Source organism: Mycolicibacterium chengduense (assembly GCF_033741155.1).
Taxonomy (GTDB): domain Bacteria; phylum Actinomycetota; class Actinomycetes; order Mycobacteriales; family Mycobacteriaceae; genus Mycobacterium.
The window spans coordinates 476,238-492,064 of sequence record NZ_JAWQNH010000001.1; the positions used below are offsets into that span (position 1 = coordinate 476,238).

Genomic DNA, 15,827 nt, shown 5'->3' on the forward strand with positions numbered 1-15,827 from the left:
TCAGTTACCTCCTCCGGTGAAAACGGCCGCCGCGGGCGCAGGCCAGACGATGGTGACGGGACGGCGCTGCTCAAGCCATTTCGTCAGCCGCAACACCTCGCGGTCGGCAAAGCGCGGCCCGATCACCTGGATACCGACCGGCATCCCGGCGCTCATCCCGAAGCACAGCGCGCTGGCCGGTTGCGCGGTCTGGTTGAACCACGCGGTGAAACCGCAGTGCGCCAGCGGATATGCTGGATCCAGGCCGCAATCCTCGGCCGCGAATCCCACCACCGGTAGGACCGGTGCGATGACGTAGTCGAACGACGCGCAGGCGACCCGCATCCGCTCGGCCGAGCGGGCGACCGCCTCACCGTCGCGGGTGAAGTCGGTTGCGCGGTATTCGGCGCCGGGGGCGCACCACTGCCGGATCGTCTGATGCACCAGGGGCTGCAGATCGGCCCGGATCGACTCCAGCTCGGTTGTAGCGCGCACCTGGAAGAGCCGGTCCAGGGCCGGGTAGGGGTCATCGTAGAACACCGGTGACATCGCCGATACCTGCGCGCCGGCGTCGCGCAACACCGCGGCCGCATCGTGGACCACCGACAGCACCTGATCGTCGGCGCCGAAGCCGGCACCCAGCTCGGTGAGTACCCCGATGCGAAGACCTTTGGGCGACAGGGCTTCCTGGGCGTCCGGTGCCGGCTCGGGGGCCAGGCTCCACAGGTCACGGGCGTCCGGGCGGCTCAGCACCTCGAACATGTCCATCACCTCGTCGACGGTGCGCCCCATCGGACCGGCCGAGCGCATGGTCGAAGGCGCGGTGTGCGGGATACGGCCCTGAGTGGGTTTGAGCGCCACCAGACCGCAGTGCCCGGCGGGCAGCCGCACCGAGCCCGCGATGTCACTACCGACGGCGCCGAACCCGATACCGGCGGCAAGCGCGGCGCCGGCACCGGAGCTGGACCCGCCGGTGCTGCGCGAGGTGTCCCACGGGTTGCGGGTGATGCCGTACAACGAGCTGACACCGGCTGCCATCATGCCGAAGTCGGGCATGGTGGTCTTACCGAGGATGACGGCACCGGCCTCTTTGAGCCGGGCAGCCGGCGGGGCGTCGACGCTCGCGTCGGGCAGGTCCGCGTTGGCCGCGCAGCCGTGCCGCCACGGCATCCCGATCGCATTGACGCTGTCCTTGATGGTGACGGGCACACCGTCCCACGGGCTCAGCGGCGTACCGTCGGCCCAGCGTCGCGCAGAGGCCCGCGCCGCGGCCTGTGCGCCCGGGATGTCCAGGTAGGCCATGGCGTTGATGGCCGGATTGCGGGCTTCGATACGCGCCAGCGTCAACTCCAGGACCTCGACCGGACTCGTTACACCGCTGCGGTATTCGCCGCGCAGGGCGTCGGCGGTGGCGTCCAGGATGGAATCGCTCATGACAGTGCGGCCGCCTCGAGAGCTCCGGTCACCAGCTGGCGCGCGGTGCCGGTCAGCATGCGCAGGCCGGCCAGCAGGTGCGCATCGGTGCTGTACTCGTCCTCGTTGTGTGACACGCCGTCGACGCTGGGCACGAACAGCATGACCGTCGGCACCAGCGATTTCAGGTTCACCGAATCGTGCCCGGCCATCGTCGGAAGCGTCCGCCACCGCAGTCCGAGATCGTCGGCGACGCCGCCGGCCAGGGCGATACCGGCTTCCTGATAGCGGGTGGAGGGTCGCGGGGTCGCCGATTCGATATCGACACGGACCTCGCCGGCCCCGGTGATCGCCGAAACCCGTTGCAGGAAAGACCGGTGCGCGGCTTCGACGGTTCCGCCGTCCAGGGCGCGCAGATCCGCTGCCAGCCGGACCCGCGCCGGCACCACCACCGGGGAATTGGGTTCGACGGTGAAGCTGCCGACCGAGCCGAGCACCGTGTCGGGGCCGAACTCGTCGGCGACGGCTCGGACCGCCAGCACCACCTGGCTGGCGCCCACCAGCGCGTCACGCCGGTAACGCATATGCGTTGCGCCGGTGTGGGCTTGCTCGCCGTGCACGGTGATGGCGTACTTGTAGGCCGCCCAGTTCTCGGTCACCACCCCGATATCGAGGCCCTGGTCGATCAGCGTGCGGCCCTGCTCGATGTGGATCTCGGCGAAGGCGCCGGCCTGCGGCGGGGTATCGCTGCCATGGAAACCGATGGCTGTCAACGCTTCCCGCACCGTCACGCCGTCCTTTCCGACGGTGTCGAGCACGGCGTCGGCGGGCAGCTTGCCGGTGTAGACGGCGCTGCCCATCAGGCTCGGCGAGAAGCGTGAGCCCTCCTCGTTGAACCAGTTCACCGCCGCGACGTTGAAGCGGGCTCCGTCGGGCCGGCTCGCGGCCGCGGCCGCAGCGTAGGCCGCTGCCAGTACTCCGTAGGCGCCGTCGAAACGACCGGAGGTCGGTTGGCTGTCGAGATGCGAGCCGAGCAGGACGTACGGCGCGCCCGCGACGATCTCGGCGCAGCCGTACATGTTGCCGACGGCGTCGACACGGCAATCCAGCCCGTGCTCGATGAACCAGTCGCGCAACCACTCCCGGGCCCGCCCGTCGGCGGCGGTGGCCGCTTCGCGGTCCACCCCGCCTGCCGCGGTCGCGCCGATCGCCGACAGGGCGGCGAAATCGGCGAGAAACCCGGATTCGGTCAGGCCTGAGGTCATCGGGTCTCTTCGGCCAGCTCGTGCACCTGATCCTCCAGCGATACCGGCGCGCTGGGCGCCGCGACCCGCATCTTGGTCTTGGCGGCTTCGAACATCTCGTCGACCCGGGCCTTGTCGGCATCGTCGGTGCCGATCAGCGCGGCAGCGGCGAGGAAGACCGCCAGGTTGACCACCAAGCCGACGATACCGCCGGTCAGGCTGCCCAGCCAGCGCACGTCGTCGGGGTAGATCGAGGTCATGACCATCGCGACCAGGAAGCCCGAGAGCATGCCGGCCACCGCGCCCTGCTTGTTGCCGCCCCGCCAGAAGATGCCCAGGAACAGCGGCACCGCCAGCTGGATGACGCCTTGATAGGAGATCTGGGCCAGCAGCTGCAGCCGGGTCATGTTGAACGTGGCGTAGGCGACGACACCCGCGGCGATCATGAAGACCACCATCGAGGTCTTGGCGACCTGGGTCAGCCGCTTGTCCGACAGCGGCCGCTTGGTCGTGTTGACGAGGTCGTTGGCAATCTGCAGACCGCACACCTGCACGCTGCCGTCGATGTGGCCCATGGAGGCCGCGAAGACGATGGTGATACCGAGGCCGAGCAGCCACGTGCCGCCGTAGTCGCTCATGATGGTGAACCAGCCGGCCTGCGGGCTCGCGCCGACGTCGGGCATCACCGTCGCGGCGATACCCACCAGCATCAGCAAGGTGTAGAAGACACCGGAGATCAGCACCGTGCACAAGGTGCCCGATTTCACCGACCGCACGCTGGAGGCGGTGTAGATGCGCTGGAAACTCGTCGGCCAGCACAGTGATCCGATGACGCCGGTGAAGATCAGGGCGAAGATGTAGAGCGGTCCGTACTTGTCGCCGTCACCGGGCAGCACCAGGTACTGGTGTGCGACGTCGTTGAGGTTGGCAATGCTGATCGGACCACCGGCGATACCGGAGAGCAGAACAACGCACACCAGGGCCGAGAACACGTAGGCCACGGTGCCCTGGAAGGCGTCGGTCATGATCAGACCGCGCATCCCCATCCGGACGGTCCAGTACTGCCGGATCAGGATCACGGCCAGCCCGACGATCAGGCAGGTGGTGACCGACCAGGCGCCGTCACTGGCGAGTTCGAAGACGGTGCCGAGGGCCTGCATCCCCAGCACCACCCAGGGGAACAGGGACACGATGCCGATGACGCTGGCGACGATGCGCACCGCGGGTGAGTCGAAGCGCTTGCCGAGCAGGTCGGGTTGGGACCGCAGGTCGTACTTCTTACCCCAGCGCCATGCGCGGGTGGCCATGAAGTACATCATCGCCACGCCCAGGCTGGAGTACGCCAGACCGTAGAGGCCGAACACGCCTGCGCCGGTGGCCAATCCGAAGAAGGCGATGAAGGTCGACCCCGGCCACCATGAGTTCACATAGCTCATGGCGACATACCACGGTCCGTAGCTGCGACCGCCGACGGCGTACTCGTCGAAGGTCGGCGATGTCTTTTGTTGGGTGACATAGAGAATGGCGATCACGATGGCGTAGAACACAGCCAGCATGGCAAGCATGATCAACATGTCAGCCTCCGAGGTTCTCTGCGAGTGGTTCCAACGAGTCGTCGTCGAGTTCGCCGCGAATGTCTTCGACGATGTAGAAAGCTGCCAGGGTCAGTCCGAGCACGAGGGCGTCGATGATCCAGTACATGATCGCGAACGGGATGCCGAGGATCTCGAAACTGCTACCGCTGCCCCACAAGTAGAGCGGCGGAAAGATCGCGAACAGGAGCGCGACGGCATAGAGGGTGCCGAAGAAGATGACGATCGACCGGCGGCTGAGCCCGCGGATGAAATCTTTCACAATGGAATTCCTTGTCGCTGGGTGGTTTCGGATCCCACATGGGACAGCAGCGTGTCGTGGAGGAGACCGTTGCTGGCGATGCCGTTGCCCGCGTCGAACACCCGTCGACTGTCCAGACTGGTGAAGCGGCCGCCGGCTTCCTCGATGATGACCGGCATCGGTGCCAGATCGTAGGGTTGTGCTCGGTAGTCCACCACGGCGTCGGCTTGGCCGCAGGCCACCATCGCGTAGCCGAACGCGTCGCCCCAGGTGCGCAGCACGGCACCCTGGCTGTGCAGGCCGCCGATGATCTCGGGATCCCAGTCCTCCAGCCAGGTCGCCATCACGTAGGCGCCGTCGAGGGCGTCGTGACCCGAAACCCGGGCCGGCGCACCGTTTCGCCAGCACCCGCCACCGCGTTCGGCGTGCACCAGGGTGTCGGCGCTGGGCAGGTTGATCAGCCCGAAGACGATCTCATCGCCCTCCTGGACGGCGATGAGATTGGCGTACAGCGGTACGCCGCGAATGAAGGATTTGGTTCCGTCGATCGGGTCGACGATCCACCGATACGCCGAAGTGCCCTCGGTGTCCGGGTATTCCTCACCGGTGAAACTGTCCGCAGGGAACGCGCCGGCCACCGCTTCGCGCATCGCCAGCTCGATCTCCCGGTCGGCCCGGGTGATCGGCGATCCGTCGGTCTTGGCCTGGACCGACAGGTCGGGCGTGGCGAAGTAGCGGCGGGAGATCTCGCCCGCGACCTCGGCCAGCTCGAGGGCGAGCCGGACACGATCAGCACGGTTGTCGCTCACACGTAACACCCTTGGGATGAACCATTTCTGGTTCATCGGGCCACCTGTAAACGTTGTGTAACACATCCGGCGGTGATCTTTACACCGCGAACACGCGGACACGACGTGCCCGGGTTAGCGTGACAGCACGGTCTCCCCGCGGCTGACTCAGGAAGGGGTACGTCATGCTCGTGCACGAGCAAGCGCAGCAGGCCCTGCGCAGGCTGGCCGACGAACTCGCCGAGCGCGGCGAGCACCGGTTGCCGACCGAGCGCGCGCTGGCCGAGCGCCTGGGAATGTCGCGGACCACGGTGCGCCGGGCACTGGATCTGCTCGAACGCGAGCACCGGATTCGCCGGGTGAAGGGGCGCGCCGGCGGCGCCTACCTGACCGACGTCACCCAACGCGACGCGTCACCTCAGGCGGCCCGGCCGTTCTGCCAGTCACACGGCATCGTGCGCAGCTTGAACACCGTGAAGGGAATCCCGGAGATCCTGCACGATCAGGGGTTCCGGGACGGCACGACCGTGATCCGGGCCGGGTTGGTGGCGGCGCCGGCGCCGGTCAGCTCGGCCCTTGGGATGGCCGACGGCGAGGCGGTGGTGTCGCTGCTGCGGTTGCGGCATGCCGACGGGGAGACGCTGTCCCTGGAGCAGATGTACCTGCGGCCCGAGTTGGCCGGCGTATTGCGCACCGGGATGACGTCGGTCTACCGCACCTTACGCACGCAGTTCGGGCTGCAGATCTGTGCCGCCGACGAGTCGATCGAGGTGGCCAGCGTTACCAGCGCCGAGGGGAAGCTGCTCGGGCGGCCCGCAGGCACGCCGGTGCTGAAGCTGGAACGCCGGGGTTTCGACCAACGCGGCCGGGCCTTCGAGTACTCCGTCGACCTGTTCCGCGCCGACCGCACCCGCCTGCACGTGCGGACGCAGTCGCCGGTGACCGCGCAGGCGATGTGAGGCGAGGAAGTCACGCGTGGATCGACACACCGGGACCGCTGATCAAGTCCGACCCATACGGCATTCCGCTGGACGCAACCGTGCCGTGTTGGTCAGCGCGGTCATCCTCAAGGTTGGAGATTCACCAGGTGGGTAGCGGCGACCGCACTCAGGGGTGTCGCGCGGCGCGTCTCGTCGTCGACTTGCACGATGACTGTACGGGCGACGGCTACGCATCGGTCTCGTTGAAACAGGGCTTGCGCCAGCGTGAATGAGCTGCGGCCGACCGATTCAACGCTCGTGCCGATCGCGACCTCGCCGGGCCAGGTCAACTCCCCGCGAAAGTCCAGCTCCAGACGGGCGATAACAAAGGATTTGTTTGGTTCGACGATGCCGCCGTCAGCAGCGTAAAGAAGTTCGACGCGACCGGTTTCCAGCGCCGTCGAAAAGACCGAATTGTTGACGTGCCCTTGCCGATCGGTATCTGCGTAACGCAACTTGTCGTAGGCATGCAAGGAAAACTGTGACAGCGTCGGGGCTTCGTCCATGGTGGTGTCCACTTCTGTCGGTTGATCGCGGAGCGGTCAACACAAGGCGTGACCATCCTGGGATGGTCGCACGGCGGCGAATGTCGCGACGATAGCGGCGCTGAGTGCGTTATCGAATGGTGCCCCGTCGCGCTGCACTTTGGCGCGCTGCGGCGTTGGGTCAGAGTTCGCCGCCGAGATCGTGACCGCCACGGCTCGGGAACTCGACGTGTCGGCGGCTGCCCTCGACCACGGGATCTGGCGGTTCCAGCGGAGGCGACGGTGACGGGTCGGATATTCGGCTGACTTATGTCACCTCGCGCTCATACGATCTCTACTCATGCACGCGCTGTTCTCGGCCGGCGGCCTACCGCTCATGCCGTAGCCCCATCCCGCGGCGAACTGCGGACTCGGTGGGGCTACTTGTCTGAGGAGACCGCCGTGTCCCGTACCGATGCCCACGCCCCTTACCGCGTCCGCGTCGCTCGCCGTGAAGTTGCGGTGCGCGTCGTCCACCGTTGCGGTGGCCGCGACTGCGACTTGCCCGACCTAGATCCCGCCTGGTCGACCGGCCAGATCGGCCGCTGCTATCGGCAGTTCGTCTTCACCGGCACCAATGTGTGCAGCTGCTGGATGTGCCACTGGCACTCGCGTCCGCAGGTGCGCCGTGCAGCGCTGCGCGCTGAGTTGCGTAAGGCGGCTCGGGAGTGGAACGCCGCGGAGCCTATCGACTGAGACGCGCCGAGACCGCATGGTGCAACTCCGAGCAGGAACCGCCGGCCATACCGATTGGCTCAGGTGAAGCAAGCGATCACTGCGGACTCAAAGGTGGAGTGCCGCCGCCAGACGAATCCAGGAGAGTTAAGAGCCGATCACGCACCGCCTCAGAAACGGAAAAAACCACCCGACACCGGGTGGTTCTTGAAGTGGCCAGGGCCGGGATCGAACCGGCGACCTTCCGCTTTTAGGTCGGAGGTTCTCAACACGCCGCAAGATCTTCCCAAAACGACTCATTAGCAGCGCGTTTCGTATGTCTGCCGATCCCATCGTTTGTCAGCGTTTATCGGCGAGTCGCCGGTATATCCGACGAATAAGCATCTGGAGACTACCCTCCAGCACTATGACAGGCAGTGCGGCTTTGGTCGACATTCGGCACTTGGGCGCGGCGACGACCGATGGAGTCCTGGTCGGCTTCGCAACGGAACACCTCTATCACGATCTGATCGGATTTGCTGGCGGTGACCCAAATGGCCTGCGAGTGATCGTGCCGGATCTGGTGGCGACCGCGAAGCACGTCCCCACGACGGACAGACCTGTCCGGTACGAGGCGCATCATGGCGGCGCGGTGATCGTGCTTGAAGGGGATGACTCCACCAAGCTGGTGATGCGGTACGGCGTACCCTTGGAAGCTCTCGTAGCCAAATGGTGGGACGGTCTCACCGACGACCTACGCTCACGGGTGAAGCAGGCCGCCGAACAAGCCGCTGGGAAGTACAACGTCGGCGCCGACGGCATCCGAATCCTGATCGACACTCGCTGCCCCGTCGGACCGGTTGCAACCGCGTGGGAAGTCAATCCAGACTTCGCGTGGAGCTGGCCCGAGTCGCTGCGGAAGTTCGTACTCGATCAGGGATAACCGCACTCCGCCAGGCTTACCTAGGAAGCGGCCGGCGGCGGCTCGTCAGGCTCCGATGGCGTGGGCAGCACCAGCTGCTGACCAGGGGTGTGGTCGTGCGGCCCGATTGAAATGATGTAGACGATCGAGCCCTTCCACACCCAGTACATCCGCCACGCACCAGCCGTATGGTTCTCCACATAGGAGTTCCAGATAGTCAGGTCATTTGGACCCTTCAGAGTCTTCATGGCGTGGGTCTCGAACCCGGGGTGATGAGGACCAACGTCCCTCATCAAGCGGACGGCTTTCTTCGCCTTTTTGAACTTCACCCGAAGCGCAGGAACGTGCTCAGCCGAGCGGAACCACTGGTCAACGTCCGGGCTGAACTCAACCCCGGCGGGCGGATTCACTCGTCGTCGAACAGCCAGTCCGAGGACACACCCTTGCCAGCACTGAAAGCGGCCAGGCCACGACGCGTCTGCGTGTACAGGGCAGCATCTTCAAGAATTGCTCGTTCAGCGGCATCAAGCAGGGCGAATGGCACTAGCCGGATCGTCCCGTCGCTCTCGACGATCTTCACGAACTTGGTGTGCGCCGGGGCTTCAATCCGAACTTCGGGGGCATCGCCGGTTTCGACGATCTCAGACTCGCTGTCATAACTGATTGCGGCAGTCATGCTGAAGCCTCCCTTCCGACGGATCGAGCGCCTGCTACTTCCGAACTCTAGACGTAACTACCGTCTCGCACGGTACTCATGTGCCCTGTTTTTCGAAAACCGTAACTCCGCTGTTAGCAAAAACGCAGGTCGCGCGTTTTTGTTTTCTGAACCGGGTGAGATCCGCATCACCCAGACCTAGCGCTGGACTTCCACAGGTGAGAAAAATTTTCGGAGGAGTGGGAGAGCATTCGCTGACTAAACGACAAAACGCCTGGTGGTGCCATCAGCGCGGTAGGCTCGGCGCTCTTTATCAGGCTCGCCAGCCGAGCCTACCGCGCTGATGGGTGATTTTTTCATTCACACCAGTTTGCCCTGGTCCCGCGGGTCACCGCCTAGGTAACAGGCACCAGACATATCACCCATGGGTGTGGCGGAGGCAGGAGCTCGCCCCGCCCCGACCTACGGTGATCGTCGTGACTCCGGAACCGACGGGTCCAGACCCGCTCGCGGTCATCGCGCTAGTTGTTGCCGCGTGTAGCGCACTGATAACCCTCTTCGGTTTTGCGTGGCAACTCGCGCTATACAAGCTGCAGGGAGCACGCCTAAAGGTCGAAATTGCGTTCTGCTACCTCACCGACCACGGGATGACACTCACCCTTCGAGGCCCAGGCCGCCGAACGCCCACCTTCGCAGCAATCCGCAGCCGAAATGACGGGCTCTTCTACGGCATCGAGTACGGGCTCGTGCGGGTCACCAACATCGGTCGCACCCCCGTGTCCGTCGAAAACATCTCGTTCGACCTTGGACGCTCGCAGCGGTTCAAACTGGGACGCTCCACAGTCGTACCCACTTCATTCGCCGACGCGGACACCGAAGTTGAACCTTTCGAGTCCGGCAGACCGCACCGCCTTGAACCCGGCGACAACGTGACTGCCGCGTACCACTTGTGGCCCACGCTGGCCAGCCCCTCACTGGGAACCCGTAGCGGCCGAAACCCACTGCTCGTACGCGCCTCAGCGACCGCAGTCGGCCGGCGAGCAACGCGATCATCACGACGATCCGCGTGGAGATTCGAGCCGGGAGCAACCTCGTGGTTCCGCGACCTCAACCCGCCGCCGCCAGAACTTCGCGTGTATCGGCGGCTCTGGGCCGCACGAGAAGCCGATCATGTTGGTGGGATACCGCTTCTGTTTCATCGAGAGATCACCAATCAGCTTCGCCTGGGAGCCTCAACCGACGACATCAAACGCTTTCTCGACGATCACAACCCGGACGGAATCCACGGGATTACTGCGTACGACGTCCACCACGCGTTTCACCACACCGCGCCCAACTCCTTTTGGCCGGAAGAACCCGAACCAGAGGCGCCGAAAACATTCCGGCAGCGGCTCAATCGGGCGCTGTGGGGCGTCTCTGCCAACTCGTAAGCGGGGCGCCAGAGATGTTGGTGGAAAAAGCTCATTAGATAGATCAACCTGGCTGACAAGGGGTCGGGTCGAGGACATGTAAAAAATGGCTCCAGCGCCGACCTCGTACCCGGCTGGCCAGGACTGGCGTATGCCTCGGGCTGCGTCATCGAGCCACGTGTTGATAGTCCCGGCGTCGGCAGACGAGATGGCCGCAGAGGTGCCCTTGATGCGGTCGACGTCTCTTGAGTCAAGCGGATCTCGTAGTGCTGGCCGGCCCTCGATGTCGATCAGGTTCGCAAGCTGCTCACCGCCCTGGCGCCGTCGGTGGTATGCGAACAGAAAGACCTCCGCGACCCGGTCACCGTGTTGGCGGCGACGGGGTTGCGGAGGTCTGAGCTACTGGCGCTGCGGTGGGAGGACGTTGACCTCGATGGCCGAGTGCTTACCGTGCGGGCGTCGGTGGTCCGGCTGAAGGGTCAGGGATTGGTACGGCAGGACACCACAAAGGGCGGCGGGTCACGGTCGGTGCCGCTCCCCCAGTTCGCCGCTGACGCGCTCCGAAGGCGCAAGGATGGCTGGCAGCGGCCGAACACCGCAGGCGTGATATTCCCATCGTCCGCGGGGACGCTGCGAGACCCGGACAACATGGGCAAGCAGTGGCGCGAGGTCCGAGAAGATCTCGGGCTGCCTGATGTGTCGAGCCATAGCTTCCGCAAGTCGGTGGCCACGATGATTGATGACGCCGGCCTGTCTGCCCGGATCGGTGCCGACCAATTGGGGCACGCACGGCCATCCATGACTCAAGACGTGTACATGAACCGGGGTCGCGTGCACACCGAGGTGGCGGACATCCTCGACGAGAAACTCAGCATTAGCGACGAATAAACGTCGGATTATGTACGGTGTCAAGGCGAACACCGCCTCTGAAGTGGCCAGGGCCGGGATCGAACCGGCGACCTTCCGCTTTTCAGGCGGACGCTCGTACCAACTGAGCTACCTGGCCGGAAGGCGCCGGTCTCTCGACCGAGCAAGCCTTACGCCGCAATACTGCGACCCTGACGGGACTCGAACCCGCGACCTCCGCCGTGACAGGGCGGCGCGCTAACCAACTGCGCCACAGGGCCTTGCTTTCCTGCGTGCTCCGACGTTGCCGTCGTTGCGTACCCCCAACGGGATTCGAACCCGTGCTACCGCCGTGAAAGGGCGGCGTCCTAGGCCACTAGACGATGGGGGCCTAATCCGAATTCCTCCGGGGTACTCGCAACTTCGTTCCGTTGGGAGCTTCGATAGCTTAGGACACGGCCGCCAGAAATCCCAAACGGGGTCCCCTCGCGCTGCTCACCCCGGCCCTGCGGCGGCCCCGCGACGGCAGGCAGTATCCTGTTGCTCCACGCCCCTATAGCTCAGTCGGTAGAGCTACGGACTTTTAATCCGCAGGTCCCAGGTTCGAGCCCTGGTGGGGGCACCAAAGTCACGACAGAACGATCAGGCACTCCGCGCGGTCGCAATCTCGTCGGCAAGCGGCGCGACCGCACCGATGATCTGGGCCACCAACTCCTCGGGCACCCCGGCCGCGGTCAGACTGTCCGACAGGTGCCCGGCGACGAGATTGAAGTGATGCAGGGTGATGCCCCGGCCTTGATGGACCTGCCGCATCGGCGCGCCGGTGTAGGGCTCCGGGCCGCCGAGGGCGGCCCCGAAGAACTCCGCCTGCTTGCCCTTGAGCCGGGCCATGTTCGTGCCCGTGAAGAACCCGGCCAGCTCGTCGTCGGCGAGCACGCGAACGTAGAAGTCCTCCACCACCGCTTCGATGGCGGCACCGCCGCCGATCTGCTCGTAGATACTCATGGCATAAGCACACCGCGGCGCCGTTGCCCGGCAATTTCGGCGGCGTTCACGCCACGCTACGAGGACCTCACAGCCGCGCTCAGCCCTGGCCGTGTTTGGGCTTGTGCCCGTTGCCGTTTCCCTTGCCGTTTCCGTTGCCGGGCCCCTGCGGCGGCCCTGGCTGATCAACGGGGACGGGCGCCAACGAGGTCGCTGGCGTCACCGAAGTGGTGACCGGCGGCGGGGATGTCTCGGAGGTCGCCGTGCCGGCCGGCTGCGGCGCCACGGTGCGCGACGCGGCATCGACGACGGAGGCCAGCACCACCAACACCACGACGACGAGCGCGCCGATCGCCGCGAGCACCGGCCGGCGACGGCGCCGCCGCGGCAGCACCGTCGTCGCCGGATCAGGCAGCGGCGGATGCTCCAGCACCAGCGTCGGCGGCCGCACGGGCGGCCCGCCGGCCAGTGCCGCCCGCATCTGCGCCGCGCTGCCGAAGCCGCCGGACAACCCGCGTTCGACGACATCCACCAGCACCGGATCGGCGTCGGGGCGCACGGTGGCCAACGGCGGATACCGGCGCTCGGCCACGGCGCGGGCCAGCTCGGCGAGGTTCTGCTGCGGAAACGGCCGCCGGCCGGCCAGTGCCTCGTACCCCACCACCGCGACGGCGTACAGATCGTCGGTGACCGTCGCCGGCCGGCCCGCGATCCGGTTGGCGGACAGATACGCCACGGTGCCGATGACCTGGCCGGTCACGGTGTCGGCTGAGTCGGCGCTCTTGGCGATGCCGAAGTCGGCCACCTTCGCCGCGCCGTCTTCGGTGAGCAGAATGTTCGCCGGTTTGATATCGCGGTGCAGCACACCGGCGCCGTGCGCGGCCGACAGCGCCGAGAGCACCTGGTCGAGCACCGCGCGCACATGCGGCTCGGGGAGCGGGCCGTGGTGCAGTGCGTCGGCGAGGGTGCGCCCCGGCAACCGCTCCATGACGATGTAGGGCGTCGTGTGGTGCTCGCCGACATCGTGTACCGCGACGACGTGAGGATGGCTCAGCCCGGCGGCCGCCCGCGCCTCCACCGCGAACCGGTTGCGGCTGTCGGGCTGTGCGCTCAGCTGCGGATAGAGCATTTTGATGGCGACGGCGCGGCCGAGCCTGACATCCCAGCCCGCGCGCACCTCCGCCATCCCGCCGCGGCCCAGCACCCCCCGCAGTTCATATCGGCCGCCGAGAAGTTCCGGCCCCTGCATGCCCCCAACGCTAACCCGTGCGCGGGGCGAGCCGCCGCCCGGTGTGTCAGCCGACGTTCGGACAGTAGAAGTTCGGGCTGTCGCGATATTCGACCGGCGGCAGGTTGCGGGCCGGGGTGTGCACCAGCGGCGCGTCGGCGGGCAGCCGGCCCGTCGCGCGATCCATCGCCGAGCGCTTGCGCGGATGCATCAGCCGGCGTTTGGGTCCGTACTTGGACACCAGGGTGATCACCTCGCAGAGCCGGTCGTGCCACCACTGCTGACGAGCAGACCACGTGTAGCCCATGAGTTCACGCACCGGCGGGTCGTACAGGGCGACGGTCATGAACGTCAGGAAGCGCTGCATCACCTTGAGGTTCAGCGCCCACAGTCGATCCGGAATCCATTGCAGTGAAGGATGTTTGGGCATGGTCGACAGATCCATCACCTCGCGCGCGGCCCAGTTGTTCTCCAGCACGTCGCGGCACATGTGGTCCCAATACGCCTGGAACTCCTCCCAGCTCTTGGGCACCGGACGCATGCTCATCCCGTACATGCGATACCAGGTGATGTGCTCGTCGAACAGCTGACGCTTGTCCGCCTCGGTCAGCCCGCCGCCGAACTTCTCGGCGGCCAGCAGCGTGGACTTGAAGAAGGTGGCGTGTGCCCAGTAGAAGACATCGGGATTGAGCGCGCTGTACCGGCGCCCCTGCTCGTCGACCCCTTTGATCCCGATGTGATAGTCGCGCACCTCGGCACCGGTCTGCGGCGCCCGGTCACCGTCGAAGACCACCCCGCCGATCGGGTAGATCGACCGCAACAGCCGCGGGATCCGCTCCATGAAGAAGATCGAGTGCTGCTGCACCGCTGCACCCAGCTGGGGATGCATGTTCTGCATGGAGCCCGCCCAGGTGCCCTGGAAAAGACCCGTCCACTGACCGAAGTACTTCCAGGTCAGCGAGTCCGGGCCGAGCGGGATCGGCGGTGCGTCGTACCCGCCGGACGTCACCGGGCACCCTGCGGCAGGCACCTGCTCCTCGGCCGCCGGGCATGACTGCGACATGTCCTGTGTCACGGGCGCTGTTCCCCTCGCTGTCGAGCGAATTCTGACTACACTCGTTGTCACTATGGAGCTTAAGAGCCCGGAGCCATCCGGTCAACGACGCGGCCGCTGGTCGGGCGTCCCCCTGTCCGATCGCCAGGCACTGCGGCGCGCCGAATTGATCGCCGCCGGCATCACCCTGCTCGGCGGTCCGGAAGGCCCCGGCCTGACCGTCCGCGCGGTATGCCGGATGGCCGCGCTGACCGAACGCTACTTTTACGAAAGCTTCAGCGACAGAGACGAATTCGTGCGCGCCGTATACGACGAGGTCTGCACGACCGCGATGTCCACGCTGGCGTCGGCGACCACACCGCGGGAGGCGGTGGAAGGCTTTGTCGCCCTGATGGTCGACGATCCCACGCGCGGACGGGTGCTCCTGCTGGCACCGGAGCGCGAACCGGTGCTCACCACATCGGGCGCCGACTGGATGCCGTCGTTCATCGGCCTGTTGCAGAGCCGGTTGCGCCATGTGAGCGATCCCGCCCGCCAGGAAATGATCGCCACCGGCCTGGTGGGCGCACTGACGGCGCTGTTCACCGGCTATCTGAACGGACGGCTCAGCGCCACGCGCGACCAGTTCGTCGACTACTGCAGTGACCTGGTGCTACACCAGGCCCTGGAACAGGAGGAGAGCCCGCTGACTACTGGTCAGGGGTGCTGACCTGGGCCAGCTCCTGCTCCTGCTGGTCTGCGGCCTGCTGCTCGGCGGCCTGCTGCTCGGCCAGCGCCTTGGCGGCGGCCTCGTCGGCGGCGGCCTTGGCGGCCCGGCCTTCCGGGCTGGCCACCGAGGCGCCCGGGCTGGTGGCGGTCGCGACGCCGCCGTTGCAGTTCAGATAGAACTGCACGGTGTTGGACACGTGCGCACCGTCGTTCGCGCTGGCGAACGGGGCGGTCTGGGAGCGGGTGACGATGCAGTCGCCCTGATCCAGCTTGTCCCCGACCCGGGCGGCCACGACGACCGTCTGACCGGCGTCGCCGGCAGCGGAGCTGGCATCGCTGTAGGTCTGCCCGGCGTAACTATCGGCAGCGGCCACACCCGTACCGAACAACGCGGTAGCGGCTGCCAGCGCACCGACGGTGCCCGACCCCAAAACGATCAGCTTTTTCACGTGTGGCCCTACTCCCATTACTCAGGGTCTTGATGTATGCGGGGCATCGTAACGCGCTGTGCAACCGAACGCAGCCCGTCCGCCGAGCCTGTTTAGTTCCTGAAAATGAGTGGCAACCGTTACATGACGGGCCCGGCGACAAACTTGATGTAACCGG

The 15,827-nt window shown here is 66.1% G+C and carries 18 protein-coding genes, 4 tRNA genes and 1 pseudogene; 8 read left to right on the forward strand and 15 right to left on the reverse strand.

The features are described 5' to 3' along the window. Genes SBI67_RS02370 through SBI67_RS02390 form a run of 5 tightly spaced genes read right to left on the reverse strand, consistent with a single transcriptional unit; the run spans position 1 to position 5,278 of the window. Positions 1–1,413 carry an amidase gene (locus tag SBI67_RS02370; protein WP_318979021.1) on the reverse strand — a complete coding sequence of 471 codons (1,413 nt, stop codon included), beginning with the start codon at positions 1,411–1,413 and terminating at the stop codon, positions 1–3. Further along, a complete protein-coding gene (locus tag SBI67_RS02375; RefSeq protein ID WP_318979022.1) occupies positions 1,410–2,657 on the reverse strand; it encodes a M20 family metallo-hydrolase in 1,248 nt (415 codons plus the stop codon). Before SBI67_RS02375 ends, SBI67_RS02370 begins: the two co-directional genes overlap by 4 nt. Beyond that, positions 2,654–4,210 (reverse strand): sodium:solute symporter family protein, encoded by a 1,557-nt coding sequence (locus SBI67_RS02380; RefSeq protein WP_318979023.1) that lies wholly within the window; start codon positions 4,208–4,210, stop codon positions 2,654–2,656. Before SBI67_RS02380 ends, SBI67_RS02375 begins: the two co-directional genes overlap by 4 nt. Before the next feature lies 1 nt (position 4,211). Continuing rightward, positions 4,212–4,490 carry a hypothetical protein gene (locus tag SBI67_RS02385; protein ID WP_266048180.1) on the reverse strand — a complete coding sequence of 93 codons (279 nt, stop codon included), beginning with the start codon at positions 4,488–4,490 and terminating at the stop codon, positions 4,212–4,214. Further along, a complete protein-coding gene (locus SBI67_RS02390) occupies positions 4,487–5,278 on the reverse strand; it encodes an inositol monophosphatase family protein (protein WP_318979024.1) in 792 nt (263 codons plus the stop codon). The genes SBI67_RS02385 and SBI67_RS02390 overlap by 4 nt, the downstream gene beginning before the upstream one ends. 164 nt (positions 5,279–5,442) lie before the next feature. On the opposite strand from SBI67_RS02390, the gene SBI67_RS02395 reads away from it, so the two are divergent. Next, on the forward strand, positions 5,443–6,216 hold the full coding sequence (locus tag SBI67_RS02395; RefSeq protein WP_318979025.1) for a GntR family transcriptional regulator: 774 nt from the start codon (positions 5,443–5,445) through the stop codon (positions 6,214–6,216). 107 nt (positions 6,217–6,323) lie between these two features. Here the strand turns inward: SBI67_RS02395 and SBI67_RS02400 are convergent, their stop codons facing one another. After that, positions 6,324–6,743: an acyl-CoA thioesterase gene (locus SBI67_RS02400; protein WP_318979026.1), complete on the reverse strand. Its 420-nt coding sequence runs from the start codon at positions 6,741–6,743 to the stop codon at positions 6,324–6,326. 139 nt (positions 6,744–6,882) lie between these two features. On the opposite strand from SBI67_RS02400, the gene SBI67_RS29190 reads away from it, so the two are divergent. The 3 genes from SBI67_RS29190 (at position 6,883) to SBI67_RS02410 (ending at position 8,358) form a co-directional block, all read left to right on the forward strand. Next, the gene (locus tag SBI67_RS29190; RefSeq protein ID WP_489685544.1) at positions 6,883–7,008 is read left to right on the forward strand and encodes a DUF8548 family protein; all 126 of its coding nucleotides are present in this window, start codon (positions 6,883–6,885) and stop codon (positions 7,006–7,008) included. A 155-nt stretch (positions 7,009–7,163) separates the two neighbouring features. Beyond that, positions 7,164–7,457, forward strand: coding sequence for a hypothetical protein (locus tag SBI67_RS02405; protein ID WP_318979027.1), 294 nt, complete (start codon positions 7,164–7,166; stop codon positions 7,455–7,457). Between the two features lie 385 nt (positions 7,458–7,842). Beyond that, complete coding sequence (locus tag SBI67_RS02410; protein WP_318979028.1) at positions 7,843–8,358, forward strand: hypothetical protein; 516 nt, start codon at positions 7,843–7,845, stop codon at positions 8,356–8,358. A gap of 20 nt (positions 8,359–8,378) precedes the next feature. On the opposite strand, the gene SBI67_RS02415 is transcribed toward SBI67_RS02410, so the two are convergent. Next, a complete protein-coding gene (locus tag SBI67_RS02415; RefSeq protein ID WP_318979029.1) occupies positions 8,379–8,747 on the reverse strand; it encodes a hypothetical protein in 369 nt (122 codons plus the stop codon). Next, positions 8,744–9,013, reverse strand: coding sequence for a hypothetical protein (locus SBI67_RS02420; protein WP_318979030.1), 270 nt, complete (start codon positions 9,011–9,013; stop codon positions 8,744–8,746). Before SBI67_RS02420 ends, SBI67_RS02415 begins: the two co-directional genes overlap by 4 nt. A 455-nt stretch (positions 9,014–9,468) precedes the next feature. Here SBI67_RS02420 and SBI67_RS02425 point away from each other — a divergent pair, with 455 nt between their 5' ends. Together SBI67_RS02425 and SBI67_RS02430 are read left to right on the forward strand one after the other, a co-directional pair. Beyond that, complete coding sequence (locus SBI67_RS02425) at positions 9,469–10,422, forward strand: hypothetical protein (RefSeq protein WP_318979031.1); 954 nt, start codon at positions 9,469–9,471, stop codon at positions 10,420–10,422. Positions 10,423–10,692: 270 nt separating this feature from the next. Then, positions 10,693–11,289: pseudogene (locus tag SBI67_RS02430) on the forward strand (tyrosine-type recombinase/integrase); the annotation flags it as partial. A gap of 44 nt (positions 11,290–11,333) precedes the next feature. Here the strand turns inward: SBI67_RS02430 and SBI67_RS02435 are convergent. From SBI67_RS02435 to SBI67_RS02445, 3 genes are all read right to left on the reverse strand, one after another. Beyond that, positions 11,334–11,407: transfer RNA gene (locus tag SBI67_RS02435), tRNA-Phe, on the reverse strand. A 47-nt stretch (positions 11,408–11,454) separates the two neighbouring features. Then, positions 11,455–11,528: transfer RNA gene (locus tag SBI67_RS02440), tRNA-Asp, on the reverse strand. Between the two features lie 37 nt (positions 11,529–11,565). Continuing rightward, a tRNA-Glu gene (locus SBI67_RS02445) sits at positions 11,566–11,638 on the reverse strand. A gap of 158 nt (positions 11,639–11,796) precedes the next feature. On the opposite strand from SBI67_RS02445, the gene SBI67_RS02450 reads away from it, so the two are divergent. Then, positions 11,797–11,872, forward strand: a tRNA-Lys gene (locus SBI67_RS02450). A gap of 17 nt (positions 11,873–11,889) precedes the next feature. Here the strand turns inward: SBI67_RS02450 and SBI67_RS02455 are convergent. From SBI67_RS02455 to SBI67_RS02465, 3 genes are all read right to left on the reverse strand, one after another. Next, a complete protein-coding gene (locus SBI67_RS02455; protein WP_318979032.1) occupies positions 11,890–12,252 on the reverse strand; it encodes a group I truncated hemoglobin in 363 nt (120 codons plus the stop codon). A 79-nt stretch (positions 12,253–12,331) separates the two neighbouring features. Beyond that, positions 12,332–13,480 carry a serine/threonine-protein kinase gene (locus SBI67_RS02460; protein WP_318979033.1) on the reverse strand — a complete coding sequence of 383 codons (1,149 nt, stop codon included), beginning with the start codon at positions 13,478–13,480 and terminating at the stop codon, positions 12,332–12,334. Between the two features lie 46 nt (positions 13,481–13,526). Then, positions 13,527–14,522, reverse strand: a complete 996-nt coding sequence (locus SBI67_RS02465; RefSeq protein WP_318979550.1) for an oxygenase MpaB family protein — start codon at positions 14,520–14,522, stop codon at positions 13,527–13,529. 64 nt (positions 14,523–14,586) lie between these two features. Between SBI67_RS02465 and SBI67_RS02470 the strand changes: the two genes are divergently transcribed. Continuing rightward, positions 14,587–15,222, forward strand: a complete 636-nt coding sequence (locus tag SBI67_RS02470) for a TetR/AcrR family transcriptional regulator (protein WP_266046724.1) — start codon at positions 14,587–14,589, stop codon at positions 15,220–15,222. On the opposite strand, the gene SBI67_RS02475 is transcribed toward SBI67_RS02470, so the two are convergent. After that, positions 15,203–15,670: a hypothetical protein gene (locus SBI67_RS02475; RefSeq protein ID WP_266046725.1), complete on the reverse strand. Its 468-nt coding sequence runs from the start codon at positions 15,668–15,670 to the stop codon at positions 15,203–15,205. The two genes, SBI67_RS02470 and SBI67_RS02475, sit on opposite strands and share 20 nt — an antisense overlap. Positions 15,671–15,827: the final 157 nt, after the last annotated feature.

What these genes read in the sequence shown, in the direction of transcription:
- SBI67_RS02465 (WP_318979550.1), bottom strand. Translation starts at nt 14,522, where the DNA reads ATGTCGCAGTCATGCCCGGCGGCCGAGGAGCAGGTGCCTGCCGCAGGG.
- SBI67_RS02460 (WP_318979033.1), bottom strand. Translation starts at nt 13,480, where the DNA reads ATGCAGGGGCCGGAACTTCTCGGCGGCCGATATGAACTGCGGGGGGTG.
- SBI67_RS02395 (WP_318979025.1), top strand. Translation starts at nt 5,443, where the DNA reads ATGCTCGTGCACGAGCAAGCGCAGCAGGCCCTGCGCAGGCTGGCCGAC.
- SBI67_RS02420 (WP_318979030.1), bottom strand. Translation starts at nt 9,013, where the DNA reads ATGACTGCCGCAATCAGTTATGACAGCGAGTCTGAGATCGTCGAAACC.
- SBI67_RS02375 (WP_318979022.1), bottom strand. Translation starts at nt 2,657, where the DNA reads ATGACCTCAGGCCTGACCGAATCCGGGTTTCTCGCCGATTTCGCCGCC.
- SBI67_RS02370 (WP_318979021.1), bottom strand. Translation starts at nt 1,413, where the DNA reads ATGAGCGATTCCATCCTGGACGCCACCGCCGACGCCCTGCGCGGCGAA.
- SBI67_RS02410 (WP_318979028.1), top strand. Translation starts at nt 7,843, where the DNA reads ATGACAGGCAGTGCGGCTTTGGTCGACATTCGGCACTTGGGCGCGGCG.
- SBI67_RS02455 (WP_318979032.1), bottom strand. Translation starts at nt 12,252, where the DNA reads ATGAGTATCTACGAGCAGATCGGCGGCGGTGCCGCCATCGAAGCGGTG.
- SBI67_RS02380 (WP_318979023.1), bottom strand. Translation starts at nt 4,210, where the DNA reads ATGTTGATCATGCTTGCCATGCTGGCTGTGTTCTACGCCATCGTGATC.
- SBI67_RS02470 (WP_266046724.1), top strand. Translation starts at nt 14,587, where the DNA reads ATGGAGCTTAAGAGCCCGGAGCCATCCGGTCAACGACGCGGCCGCTGG.
- SBI67_RS02400 (WP_318979026.1), bottom strand. Translation starts at nt 6,743, where the DNA reads ATGGACGAAGCCCCGACGCTGTCACAGTTTTCCTTGCATGCCTACGAC.